The organism is Paraburkholderia sp. RL17-380-BIE-A (assembly GCF_046028085.1).
Lineage (GTDB): Bacteria > Pseudomonadota > Gammaproteobacteria > Burkholderiales > Burkholderiaceae > Paraburkholderia.
Map to the genome: position 1 here is coordinate 25205 of NZ_JARESQ010000015.1, position 13077 is coordinate 38281.

At 65.3% G+C, this 13077-nt stretch carries 7 protein-coding genes; 6 read left to right on the top strand and 1 reads right to left on the bottom strand.

Annotated elements, in window-relative coordinates; genetic code table 11:
- The first annotated feature begins 3 nt into the window (after positions 1–3).
- The 6 genes from P0D68_RS24290 (at position 4) to P0D68_RS24315 (ending at position 12527) form a co-directional block, all read left to right on the top strand.
- Positions 4–675 carry an HD domain-containing protein gene (locus tag P0D68_RS24290; RefSeq protein WP_408300733.1) on the top strand — a complete coding sequence of 224 codons (672 nt, stop codon included), beginning with the start codon at positions 4–6 and terminating at the stop codon, positions 673–675.
- A gap of 200 nt (positions 676–875) precedes the next feature.
- On the top strand, positions 876–2882 hold the full coding sequence (locus P0D68_RS24295; RefSeq protein WP_408300735.1) for a bifunctional DedA family/phosphatase PAP2 family protein: 2007 nt from the start codon (positions 876–878) through the stop codon (positions 2880–2882).
- A 404-nt stretch (positions 2883–3286) separates the two neighbouring features.
- Positions 3287–4579, top strand: coding sequence for an efflux RND transporter periplasmic adaptor subunit (locus P0D68_RS24300; protein WP_408300737.1), 1293 nt, complete (start codon positions 3287–3289; stop codon positions 4577–4579).
- A gap of 15 nt (positions 4580–4594) precedes the next feature.
- Positions 4595–7720 carry an efflux RND transporter permease subunit gene (locus P0D68_RS24305; protein ID WP_408181904.1) on the top strand — a complete coding sequence of 1042 codons (3126 nt, stop codon included), beginning with the start codon at positions 4595–4597 and terminating at the stop codon, positions 7718–7720.
- A complete protein-coding gene (locus P0D68_RS24310) occupies positions 7717–11037 on the top strand; it encodes an efflux RND transporter permease subunit (RefSeq protein ID WP_408300739.1) in 3321 nt (1106 codons plus the stop codon). Before P0D68_RS24305 ends, P0D68_RS24310 begins: the two co-directional genes overlap by 4 nt.
- A complete protein-coding gene (locus tag P0D68_RS24315; RefSeq protein WP_408300741.1) occupies positions 11034–12527 on the top strand; it encodes an efflux transporter outer membrane subunit in 1494 nt (497 codons plus the stop codon). Before P0D68_RS24310 ends, P0D68_RS24315 begins: the two co-directional genes overlap by 4 nt.
- A gap of 17 nt (positions 12528–12544) precedes the next feature.
- Here P0D68_RS24315 and P0D68_RS24320 read toward each other — a convergent pair whose 3' ends face one another.
- Positions 12545–12952, bottom strand: coding sequence for a universal stress protein (locus P0D68_RS24320; RefSeq protein WP_408181913.1), 408 nt, complete (start codon positions 12950–12952; stop codon positions 12545–12547).
- Positions 12953–13077 lie beyond the last annotated feature (125 nt).

Sequence of the window (13077 nt, forward strand, 5' to 3'; positions counted from 1 at the left end):
TCGATGCCTTCGATAACACCCGCCTCGTTCGCCCCCTTCGCCCCTTTCGCCCCGTTCCAGGAACTGGCCCGAACCCTCCTGCCGCACGCGGGCGACGACAACGGCGACGGCTCGCACGACACCTCGCATCTGCAACGCGTCTGGAAAAACGCAGCGTCGATCCACGCGGAAGAAGGCGGCGATGCGCAGGTCCTGTTCGCCGCCACGCTGCTACACGACTGCGTAGCGGTCGAAAAGAATTCGCCGCTGCGCGCGCGGGCCTCGCGACTATCGGCGGAAAAAGCGGCGCGCGTGCTGGCGTCGCTCGGCTGGGCACAAGCGCAGGTTCAGGCGACGGCGCACGCCATCGAAGCACACAGCTTTTCAGCAGCCGTCACGCCGACCACACTCGAAGCGAAAACGCTGCAAGACGCCGACCGGCTCGACGCGATCGGCGTGCTGGGCGTGGCGCGCTGCTTCTACGTCGCCGGGCGGATGGGCCGCGCCTTGTACGACCCAGCCGATCCACACGCAACACAGCGCCCGCTGGATGACACGCGCTTCACGCTCGACCATTTCCATACCAAGCTGCTAAAACTGTCCGAGGGTTTTCAGACGGCCACGGGCGCGCGGCTGGCCGGCATCCGCCATGCCCGCCTGCAACGTTTCCTCGACGAATTCAGCGACGAAATCTGAACGTGCGACTCGCGCTGCCAAACGCGACCGCCATGCGGATCGTCACACGCCTTCACGTTCGCGGCGCCAGATCGAGCGATTGACTGCGCGCTTCGCGAACCCTCGCCTGCTTCACTGGAGGCCGGTTTCTAAAAAGGAATAAGACGGCCGCCGTGCGCGTTATGATCAATCGTTATGCCAGAAACGGCTGATCGCACACGATGGAGCACGCTTACGTTCACCTCCTGCATCTGCTGGCCGGCCACCCGGGCTGGACACTCACGGTCATCTTCCTTGCGGCGTTTCTGGAGGCCGTCGCCGTTATCGGCACCTTCATTCCGGGCAGCACCGCGATGTTTCTCGCCGGGGCGCTGGCGGGCACCGGGTCGCTCAGCCTTGGCTGGGTTTTCGTGTGGGCCATCGCGGGAGCCATCGCCGGCGACGGCATGAGCTTCTGGCTCGGCAGCCGCTATAAAGACCGGATCGTCCAGTTCTGGCCGTTCCGCAAACATCCCGAAGTGCTCGAGGCTGGCCACCGCTTCTTTCGCAAACATGGCGCGAAGAGCGTCGTGCTGGCGCGCTTCATCGGCCCGTTGCGGGCGATCGTGCCGGTGGTGGCGGGCATGCTGCGCATGCCGCCACTGCTTTTCTACGGCATGAACGTGCTCTCGGCGCTAATCTGGGCACCCGCCCACATCCTCCCCGGCATGATCTTCGGCGCTTCGGTTCTGCTGGCCGGCGCGGTGTCGTTCCGGCTCGTGGTGATCATCGCGTTGCTGGCGGGTATCGTCTGGCTGAGCTTTCGCGCCGCGCGTGTGCTGCTCTCGCATGCCAATGCGTGGTCGAGCGCGGCCGGGCTTCAGGTGGGCGCCTGGGCTTGCCGGCACCCCGGCCCGTTCGGCCGTTTCGCGCGCAAGATGCTCGACCCGGCGACACCGGACGCCAGCAGCATTCTGCTGACGTCGCTGGTCGTAATCGTGTCTGGCGCACTGTTCTTCGGCGTGCTGGAAGACGTTCTCAGCGGCGATCCGCTCACGCAAGTAGACCTCTCGGTCTATCACTTCCTGCAATCGGTACGCACGCCCTGGAGCGACACCGTTCTCGCGGGACTCTCGACGCTCGGCAGCAGCATCACGCTCGCGGCGCTGATCGTGACGGTCGTGATCTGGATGCTGCTGGAACGGCGCTGGCGCACCATGGGCTACTGGCTCGCGGCAGTGGTGTTTTCCCAATTGCTGATCTTCGCGCTGCAGTTCGCGATGCACCGCGCGCCGCCGAATGATCTGATGGTCGGCGCGTATGTATTTCCGAGCGATCACGTCGCCGCGACCGTTATCGTGTACGGCTTCCTCGCGTTCCTGCTGGCGCGCCGGGTCGGCATGCTCGAAGGCGTCATGGTGGCGGCCGCGAGCGCGATCGTCGTGATCGTGGTCGCGCTCGCGGGACTGTACTTCGGCAAATATTGGGTATCCGATGCGATCGGCGGCGCCGCGCTCGCCTACATCTGGGTCGCGATCGTTGCGCTGACCGCAATGTGGCGGCACCCGGAAACACCGCCCGAGCGCACCTTCATGCCGCTGGTGGTGCTGCTGGTCATGCTGGTCAGCGTGGGCCTGCAACTCGGCGTGGCCATGCCCGCGCCGCCGCCGGATACGGCGTTGCGGCCGCCGCCCGTGCTCGTCACCCAGGCGCAGTGGACGCTCTCCGTGTGGAAACGTCTGCCGTGTTACCGCTCGGATATGGGCGGCGACAGCATGGAGCCGCTCACACTGCAGTGGGCCTCGAACCTCGATTCGATCCGCGGGCAGTTGCGCGCCCACGGTTGGGTGGAGGGCACGGACGTGTCGGCGCACAGCCTGCTCTCGCTCGCCTCGCCCAATGTGGCGGCCGTGTCGCTGCCGGTCTTGCCGAAGCTGAACAATGGCGTGCCGTCCTCGGTGGTCTTCATGCGTCCGGGCAACACGCGCGACGAGCGCGACGTGCTGCGCTTCTGGCCCAGTGGTTACGCCGTGGAAAACGGCACGTCCGCCACACCGTTGTGGGTCGGCGCTTTCGCGCACGAGCGGCTGTCCCGGCCGTCATGGCCCATCAACATTCTGCGGGTCGACAGAGGGATCACGTCGTTGGACGCGCACGCCAAATCCAGTGCGAGTCTCGGCGCGGCGATCGTCGGCAGGGTGAGTTGCCATGGCGTGCCGGTGTCGCTGCTCGCCTCGCCGGTGGAGTAAGCGCATTCCCTGTCATGCCGAAGAAATCGCTCTGTGCTCAACCAGTTAGCCCGCTTGGCCAGGACTTGTCCACAAGGATATGAACATTTTCTGTGGGTAACTTTTCCGTCCATGCGGGGCCCTTATCCCCTTAATCCTTGGCCCGTCTTGCATGACGCTTCGGCAGCGGCCCCGTCACACCTGGGTCTCGTCGACTTACCGTAACAAACCGAAACCCCCGTCCAGGCGATGCCGCGAGAAATAGCTCCACAGTCGGATAGACTCTGCTACTGATTGTCTGGATTCCTGTCGCCGGCAACGGCGATACCCATCCTGGGAGTTCGTATGACGCGCTTCGACAGCAATTGGCCTGGCCGTCCATGGGCGGTGTTCGCCGGGTGCCACGAGTCCCGCGGGAGGCCGTCATGAGCGAAGCGCCGTCAATCCAGGCGAGGCGTCCCCGAAGAGGCCGCCTCGTACTCGCGGTCGTGCTGCTGGCGCTGATCGCACTGGTGGCCTTCCATCTGCTGCGCTCGAAGGCGCCCAAACCCACTGTTGCGCCCCAGGTCGTGACGGTCGCCGCCGCAACCACCGGATCGATGCCGGAAATCCTGAGCGAGCTGGGCACGGTCACGCCCGTTGCCACCGTCACCGTCTTGCCGCAACTGAGCGGCTACTTGACCGCCGTCGGTTACCGCGAAGGGCAGGACGTGCAGAAAGGTCAGTTCCTCGCGCAAATCGATCCGCGCCAATACGAAATCAGCAAGCGCCAGGCCGAGGCGCAACTCGCCAAGGACAAGGCGGCGCTCGCCCAGGCGCGCGCCGATCTCGCGCGCTATACGCAACTGAACGAGCGCAAGTCGATCGCCGAGCAGACCTATGCGGATCAGAAGTTTCTCGTCCAGCAGGACGAAGCGGCGATCAAGGCCGACGAAGCCAACATCGCCCAATTCGCGCTCGACCTGATCTACTGCCATATCACCGCGCCGGTGGCGGGCCGGGTCGGACTGCGCCTCGTCGATCCGGGCAACTACGTCACCGCGTCGAGCCAGCCGGGCATTGCCGTCATCACGACGATGAAGCCGACCACGGTCCAGTTCACCGTGCCGCAAACCGCGCTCGACAAGGTGCTGCGCCGCACCAACGCAGGCGCGCAGCTCCCCGTCACGGTGTTCAGCAGCGACAACTCCCGTCAGCTCGCGACCGGCACGCTGTACGCGATCAACAACCAGATGGCGACGGCGACCGGCACGGTCACGCTGCGCGCGTCGTTCGCCAATGACGATGAGGCGCTGTTCCCCAACGAGTTCGTCAACGTCAAGCTGCTGGTCGACACGCTGCAAGACGTGGTGCTGGTGCCGACGCCCGCGGTGCAGAACGGCGCGCCGGGCGACTACGTGTATCTGGTCAACGCCGACAACACGGTATCGGTGCGCAAGGTCACGCTCGGACCGGGCGATGGCCAGCACACGGTGATTACGTCAGGGCTCGCAGCCGGCAACGTGGTCGTGACCGATGGCATGGACCGCTTGAGCGACGGCGTGAAGATCAAGGCATCCGCGGCCCGGCCGGCTGCGGGCACTTCGGGCGCTTCAGGCGCAACGCCGGCTTCGGAGCCACCAGCCGCTTCAGGCGCAACGCCGGCTGCGGCGCCCGCGTCCGCCGCGAGCGGCACGCCGGCGGCGGCAGCGCCCGGCGCGGCGTCCATGGCTTCGTAGTCCGCCGACGCGCCGATGAACTTCTCCCGCCTGTTCATCCTCCGGCCCGTGGCGACGTCGCTGCTGATGGTCGCGCTCGTGCTCGTCGGCCTGGTCGCGGTGCGCTTCCTGCCGGTTTCCTCGCTGCCCGACGTCGACTATCCGACCATCCAGGTCCAGACCTTCTACCCGGGCGCCAGCCCGAACGTGATGGCGACCACCGTCACGGCGCCGCTCGAAGTGCAACTCGGCGAGATTCCGGGCTTGCAGCAGATGGTCTCGTACAGTTCGGAAGGCGCGTCGGTGATCACGCTGCAATTCGATCTCTCGCTGAGTCTCGACATTGCCGAACAGAACGTGCAGCAGGCCATCAACGCCGCCAACAGTTTTTTGCCGACCGGGCTGCCCGCGCCGCCCACCTACGCGAAGGTCAACCCGGCCGATCAGCCGATCCTCACGCTCGCGGTCACGTCGAAGTCCATGTCGCTGACGCAGTTGCAGGACACCGCCAACAATCGCCTCGCCACGAAGATCTCCGAAGTCTCCGGCGTCGGTCTCGTCACGACCGCCGGCGGCAACGTGCCGGCCGTGCGCGTCGAAGCGGACCCGCAGAAGCTCGCCGCCTACGGCCTGAATCTCGACGATCTGCGCACCTTGCTCGCCAACGTCAATGTGAGCCAGCCAAAAGGGAATTTCGACGGACCGGAACTCGACTACACGATCAACGCGAACGATCAGATCGTCGACCCGCAAGACTACCTGGCCACCGTGATCGCCTATCAGAACGGCGCGCCGGTGTATCTGCGCGATGTTGCGCGCGTGAGCCAGGCCGCGCAGGACGTCGAGCGTGGAGCGTGGTACAACCGCACGCCGGCCATCGTGCTGAACGTGCAGCGCCAGCCGGGCGCGAACGTGATCGCTACGGTGAACCAGATCATGAAGCAGTTGCCGGCGCTCGAATCGACGCTGCCCGCCGGCCTGCAAGTCACGGTGGTGGCGAACACCACGGGCGTGATCCGCTCGTCGGTCTCGGACGCCGCTTTCGAACTGGTGCTCGCCGTGGTGCTGGTCGTGCTGGTGATTTTCGTGTTCCTGCGCAACGTGCCCGCCACGATCATTCCGAGCATCTCCGTGCCCGTGTCGCTGATCGGCACGCTCGCCGTGATGTACCAGCTCAACTATTCGATCGACAACCTCTCGCTGATGGCGCTGATCATCGCGACCGGTTTCGTCGTCGACGATTCGATCGTGATGATCGAGAACATCGTGCGCTATCTGGAGGAAGGCAAGACGCCGCTCGAAGCCGCGCTCGAAGGCGCCGGGCAGATCGGCTTCACGATTCTCTCGCTGACGGTCTCGCTGATCGCGGTGCTGATCCCGCTGCTGTTCATGGGCGGCGTGATCGGCCGGCTGTTCAGCGAATTCGCGATCACGCTGGCGGTGACGATCGTGATTTCGGCGGTGGTCTCGCTGACCGTCGTGCCGATGCTATGCGCGCGCCTCCTGCGCGCGCAGGCGCAGCGCCATCCGAGTCGCTTCGAGCGGTTCAGCGAAGGCCTGTTCGACAAAACGCTCGCGGCGTACGAACGCGGCCTGCGCTGGGTGCTCGATCACCAGACGCTCACGCTGGTGGTCGCACTCGTCACCGTCGCGCTTACCGCGATCCTGTACATCGTGATTCCGAAGGGCCTGTTCCCGGTGCAGGACGTGGGCGTGATCCAGGGCATCAGCGTGGCCGACAACTCGGTGTCGTACACGTCGATGGTCCGGCGTCAGAGCGCCCTCGCCGACGCGATCCTGAAGGATCCCGACGTGGTGTCGCTCACCTCCTATGTCGGCATCGACGGGACCAATCCGACGCTCAACAACGGCCGCTTCCTGATCAATCTGCGCCCGCGCGACGACCGCTCCGCGAGCGCCGCGGAAATCGGCCGCCGGATCCAGCAGGAAGTCGCCGAGGTGCCCGGCATTCGGCTGTATCTGCAACCGGAACAGGACCTGACGCTCGACACCTCGATCTCGCGCAACCAGTACAACTTCGTGCTGCGCGGGCCGAACCAGCAGGCCTTCAATCAGTACGTGCCCGCGCTGATCGCGCGCATGAAGCAGATTCCCGCGATCACGGACGTCACGAGCGACCTGAACACCAACGGTCTGAGCGTGAACGTCGAAGTGAACCGGCAACTCGCCGCGCGCTATGGCATCACCGCGGCCACGATCGACAACGCACTGTACGACGCGCTCGGCCAGCGCATCGTCTCGACCATCTTTCAGCAGTCCAACCAATATCGCGTGATTCTCGTGGCGAAGCCCGAAACACTGCCCACCGTGCAGTCGATCGGCAACCTGTATCTGCCGAGCCAGACGAGCAGCAGCGGTCAGGTGCCGCTGTCGGGCATCGCGAAGATCAGCATCACGCAATCGCCGCTGATGATCAGCCATCTCGCCCAGTTCCCGGCGGTGACGATCTCGTTCAACCTCGCGCAGGACGCGTCGCTGAGCGCCGCGGTCGCACAGATCCGCGACGCCGAGCGCGCGGTGAACCTGCCGCCGTCGATCACGTCGTCTTTTCAGGGCGCGGCGCAGGCATTCGAAGATTCGCTCACGAGCGAGGTGTATCTGCTGATCGCCGCGCTCGTCGCCGTGTATATCGTGCTCGGCGTGCTGTACGAAAGCTATATCCACCCGGTGACGATTCTCTCGACGCTGCCGTCGGCCGGCATCGGCGCCCTGCTCGCGTTGATGATCGCGGGCAACGATCTCGACGTGATCGGCATCATCGGGATCGTGCTGCTGATCGGCATCGTCAAGAAGAACGCGATCATGATGGTGGACTTCGCGCTCGAAGCGGAGCGCGTGCATGGCAAGCCGGCGCATGAAGCGATTTTCGAAGCGTCGCTGCTGCGCTTCCGGCCGATCCTGATGACCACGCTCGCGGCCATGCTCGGCGCGCTGCCCATGCTGCTCGGCACCGGCACCGGCTCCGAACTGCGCCGGCCGCTCGGCCTCGCGATCATCGGTGGGCTCATGCTCAGCCAGGTGCTGACGCTGTTCACGACGCCGGTGATCTATCTGTTCTTCGACCGCCTCGCGCAGCGCGTGAACAGCCGGCGCCGCGCGGCCAGCGAAGGCGCGGCCGCGCCGCCGGAGAATACGCCGTGAACCTCTCGGCGCTCTTCATCCGGCGCCCGGTGGCGACCGCGCTGCTGGCGGTCGCGATCCTGATATCCGGCGCGCTCGCCTATTTCCGCCTGCCGGTCGCGCCGCTGCCGAACATTGCGTTCCCGGTGATCGCACTGCAGGCGAACATGGCGGGCGCGAGTCCCGAGATCATGGCCGCCACGGTCGCCGAGCCGCTGGAGCGGCGCCTTGCCACCATCGCCGACGTGAACCAGCTCACCTCGATCAGTTACGTGGGCTCGTCGATGATCATCGTCGTGTTCGGTCTGAACCGCGATATCAACGGCGCGGCGCGCGACGTGCAGGCCGCCATTCAGGCCGCGCGCGCCGACCTGCCCACCACGCTGCGCAGCAATCCCACGTACCGCCAGTACAATCCGGCCGGCGCACCGATCATGGTGCTCGCACTGACTTCGGACACGCTCACCAAAGCCCAGCTCTATGACTCCGCCGATTCGGTGATCCAGCAGCAGCTGTCGCAGGTGGATGGCGTCGGGCAGATCACGCTCGGCGGCGGCGCATTGCCCTCGGTGCGCGTCGAACTGGAACCCGGCAAGCTGAACAGCTACGGCATCGGCCTTGAAGATGTGCGCGCCGCGATCGGCGCGGCGAATGCGAACAGCGCGAAAGGCCATATCGATCAGGGCGAGCAGCGCTATGTGGTCACGTCGAACGACCAGATCAGCAAGGCCGCGCCCTATCGCGACGTGGTAATCGCGTATCGCGACGGCGCGCCCGTCCTGCTGCGCGACGTCGCTCAGGTGCGCGATTCGAACGAGAACATCCGCAACGCCGGGCTCTACAACGGCAAGTCGGCCGTGCTCGTGATCGTCTATCCGACGCCGGGCAGCAACGTGGTGCAGACGGTCCAGCAGATCCAGTCGCGCCTGCCGATCATCGAAGCCGCGTTGCCGAGCGCGATCCACGTGAACGTCGCGATCGACCGCTCGGAGTCGGTGCGGGCCTCGGTGGCCGACACCGAGCGCACGCTGTTCATCGCCGTGCTGCTGGTAGTGGGCGTGGTCTTCGTGTTCCTGCTGTCGCCGCGCGCCACGCTGATTCCGGCGGTCGCGCTGCCGCTGTCGATCGTCGGCTCGTTCGGACCGATGTATCTGCTCGGCTATAGCATCGACAACCTCTCGCTAATGGCGTTGACGATCGGCACCGGCTTCGTGGTCGACGACGCCGTGGTGGTGCTGGAAAACATCGTGCGTCATCTCGAAGCCGGGCTCGATCCCAAGGAAGCCGCGCTGCGCGGCAGCGCCGAGGTCGGCTTCACGGTGATCTCGATGAGCCTCTCGCTGATCGCGGTGTTTCTGCCGATCCTGTTGATGCCCGGCATTGTCGGGCTGCTGTTTCATGAGTTCGCCGTCACGCTCTCCATTGCGATCCTGCTCTCGCTGCTGATTTCGCTGACCATCACGCCGGTCATGTGCGCCTACCTGCTCAGCCGCGAGCGCACGATGCATGTAGAGGCGCGCTGGGCGCGCTGGGCCGAGGCGCAGTTCGAGCGCTTCAAGAACGCGTATGCGCGCTCGCTCGCGGCGGCGCTCGATCATGCGCTCGCGGTCGTCCTGCTGTTGATCGGCCTGCTCGTGCTCAACGTGTTCCTGGTCCGTCTGCTATCCGGGACGTTCTTTCCGGAACAGGACACCGGCATCCTGATCGGCCAGATCATTGCCGATCAGAGCGTGTCGTTCAACGCCATGGAAAAGAAGCTCGCGCAATTGCAGGCGATCGTGAAGCAGGACCCGGCGGTGGCGTCGGTGGCGGGCTTCACCGGCGGGCGCGCGCTGAACACGGCCAACGTCTTCATCGAACTCAAGCCGCTTGCGCAACGCCATCTGTCGGCGACGGAGGTGGTCAACCGGCTGCGCCCCAGGCTCAATGCCGTGTCGGGCGCGCGGCTTTTCCTGCAGGCGCAGCAGGATTTGCAGATCGGCGGGCGCCAGGCCGCGGCCGAATATCAGTACACCCTGACCAGCGACGACGCGAACGCGCTCTTCACATGGGTGCCGAAACTCGTCACCGAACTCGGCAAATACCGCGGGAAGCTGGAAGACGTGAACTCGGACCTCCAGCAGAACGGCTTGCAGACCTACGTGAACTTCAGCCGCGCGAGCGCCGCGCGTTACGGTTTCCAGCCGAATCAGATCGACAACGTGCTGTACGACGCCTTCGGCCAGCGCACCGTGTCCACCATCTACAACGCGCTGAACCAGTACTTCGTGGTGATGGAGGTCGCGCCGGCCTACTGGCAGTATCCGCAGGCGCTCAACCAGATCTTCCTCAGCACGGCCGCCGGCAACGCGAACGGCACGCAGCAAACGCAGATGTCCCGCGCCACCGTCAAAGCCATGCAGCAGGCGACGGCCGTCAGCAGCGCGTCAAGCGCCAGTGCCAATACCAACTCGCAGAACGCCGACGCCGAAGCGAACCAGCAGACCAACAGCATCTCTAACAGCAAGGGCGGCAATTCCAGCGGCAGCGCGGACAGCACCGCGGCCGAAACCATGGTCCCGCTCGCCGCCATGATGACCTTCTCGAACAGCCACACCGCCACCCAGGTGAATCACCAGAGCGGCCTCGTGGCCGGCACCATCTCGTTCAATCTGCCGGCAGGCGGATCCTTAAGCGAAGCCGGCCAGCTCATTGCGCAGGCCGAGCGCGACATCGGCATGCCCGCGTCGGTGCACGGCGCGTTCGCGGGCGCCGCGCAGGCCTACGCGCAGTCCATGGGCGCCGTCCCGCTGCTGATTCTCGCCGCATTGCTGGTGGTCTACCTCGTGCTCGGCGTGCTGTACGAGAATACGGTTCACCCGCTCACGATCCTGTCGACGCTGCCGTCCGCCGGCATCGGCGCAACACTCGCGCTGCTGATTTTCGGCACGCCGTTTTCGGTGATCGCGATGATCGGCATCATCCTTCTGATCGGCATCGTCAAGAAAAACGGCATCATGATGGTCGACGTCGCGATCCAGCTGCAACGCCATGAAGGCATGAATGCGCGCGATGCGATTCACCAGGCCGCCGTAGTGCGGCTGCGCCCGATCATGATGACGACCGCGGCCGCCGTGCTGGGCGCGGTGCCGCTTGCGATCGGCATCGGTCAGGGCGCATCGTTGCGCCAGCCGCTCGGGGTGACGGTCATGGGCGGCCTGCTCGTGAGCCAGGTGTTCACGTTGTACACGACGCCGGTGATCTACCTGTACCTCGACCGGCTACGCGCGCGACTCGCGAAATGGTCCGCGCGCCTGCCATGGAATCGCCGCGGAGAAGCACCAGATACGAGCGCATGATGAAGACGATCTCCCCCACCAGGTTCGCCGGCGCATTGCTGGCGTTATCGACCGTGTTGACAGGCGGCTGCATGGTCGGCCCGGATTACCATCGGCCGCCCGTCGCGACGCCCGCCGCGTGGAAAGAACTGCCCGGCTGGACCGAGGCGCAGCCCGCCGCCGAACGCCCGAAGGGAGACTGGTGGACCGCCTTCAACGACCCGCTCATCAATGAACTCGAACCGCTCGTGTCGGTGTCGAACCAGACCGTGCGCCAGAGCTATGCGAACTACCAGCAGGCGCTGGCCGAAGTGCGGCTCGCGCGCAGCGCCCTGTTCCCCACCATCGGCATTACCGGATCGGCGACCCGCGAACGTTCTTCGACGGGCAATCTGAGCAGCAATCTGCTGGGCGGTGCGGGCGCGAGCAGCTTCCAGCGCATCAACAACGCCGGCTCGCTCGAAGCCAACGCGAGCTGGGCGCCCGACCTATGGGGCCTCGTGCGCCGCAATATCGAGGAAAGCGCCGCGACCGCGCAGGCAAGCCAGGCAACGCTCGCCAACGCGACACTTTCCGAACAGATCGCGCTCGCCAACGCGGTGATCGATCTGCGCGTAACGGATGTCAATATCGACTTGCTCAAGCACACCGTCGAGGCGTTCGAGCAATCGTTGCGCGTGGTCGCAGAGCAGGACAAGGCCGGCACCGTGCCGCCCTCCGATCTGGTGAGCGCGCAAACGCAACTGGAGTCGGCCCAATCGAGTCTGATTGCGCTGGGTGTCGCGCGCGCTCAATACGTTCATGCGATCGCCGTGCTGGTCGGCAGGAATCCGGAAGAACTGGACGTGCCCACGAACACCACGCTGCCGACGCTGCCGTCCATTCCGGTCAGCGTGCCATCCACGCTCCTGGAGCGCCGGCCCGACATTGCCGCCGCCGAGCGGCAAATGGCGGCACAGAACGCCGCGATCGGGGTGGCCGTCGCCGCCTATTACCCGACGATTTCGCTATCCGCGCTGGACGGTTTCACGCAGTCGCCGTTGAACGGCCTGCTGCATATCGCCAACTATGTCTGGTCGTTGGGCGGCCAGGCGAGCGAGACGCTGTTCGACGGCGGGCAACGCAGCGCGCAGGTCGACGCGGCCAAAGCGTCTTACGACGCGGCGCTGGCCAATTATCGCGGCACGGTGTTGACGGCGTTCCAGGGCGTGGAGAACGACCTCGCCGGCTTGCGTATCCTCGCGCAGCAAGCCGAGGTGCTGGAGCGCGCGGTACGCGACGCGACGCGCGGCACCGAGATTGCGCGCAATGAATACCAGGCGGGCACGGTGGACTTTACAACCGTCGCGACCGCGCAGGCCACGCAGTTGAACCTTCAGCAGACCGCATTGAACGTGCAGCAAACACGGCTGCTCGACGCGGCGTCGTTGATCGGCGATCTGGGCGGCGGATGGTCCGACAGCGAGCTTGCCGACCCTCGGAAACCGGGACAACAGCAGGTGTCGCACTAGGCCGGTTTTGTTGCCATTCAATGAACCATCGTGACCGGCGTGACCGTGCGCCTCGACAGCGACGCGAGCACGGCCAGCCTGCGAAAGAAGCCCATATGGCTCGCGTCGATCACCATCACGTCGGGCCGGGTCGTGGCCGCGTAATCCGCAACCGCTTTCGTGCGGTGGCCGAAGACGCGTTTCCAGCGGTAGGGCACACCGGCTTCTTCGAGAATCGTGCGGGCGTCGATCAACGCTTTCAGCATGACCTGCTTCTCGTGACGCAAGAGGGAGCTACGCGAGTGGAAGGCTGCCGCCCGCCCCTCCCCGACCGGTTCGAGGACTTCCAGCAGTTCGACCTCCGTGACGCCACGCTCGAGGAACATGAACGCGGCGTAGCGCGCAGCCTCGACGGCGCCGCTATGGTCGAGGACGGGAATCAGCATTCGTATCATCGAGAAATCCTGGGTGTCGATCAGCGTGTAACTCGAGCTTAGCCAACGCCGCATTAACGCCGCGTAAAAAGTATCAGCCTTTTTACGCGGCTCGCCGAGATACGGCCAGACCACCG

Bases quoted from the DNA above. Each gene is read 5' to 3' on its own strand.
- P0D68_RS24290 (WP_408300733.1), top strand. From the start codon at position 4: ATGCCTTCGATAACACCCGCCTCGTTCGCCCCCTTCGCCCCTTTCGCC.
- P0D68_RS24295 (WP_408300735.1), top strand. From the start codon at position 876: ATGGAGCACGCTTACGTTCACCTCCTGCATCTGCTGGCCGGCCACCCG.
- P0D68_RS24300 (WP_408300737.1), top strand. From the start codon at position 3,287: ATGAGCGAAGCGCCGTCAATCCAGGCGAGGCGTCCCCGAAGAGGCCGC.
- P0D68_RS24305 (WP_408181904.1), top strand. From the start codon at position 4,595: ATGAACTTCTCCCGCCTGTTCATCCTCCGGCCCGTGGCGACGTCGCTG.
- P0D68_RS24315 (WP_408300741.1), top strand. From the start codon at position 11,034: ATGATGAAGACGATCTCCCCCACCAGGTTCGCCGGCGCATTGCTGGCG.
- P0D68_RS24320 (WP_408181913.1), bottom strand. From the start codon at position 12,952: ATGCTGATTCCCGTCCTCGACCATAGCGGCGCCGTCGAGGCTGCGCGC.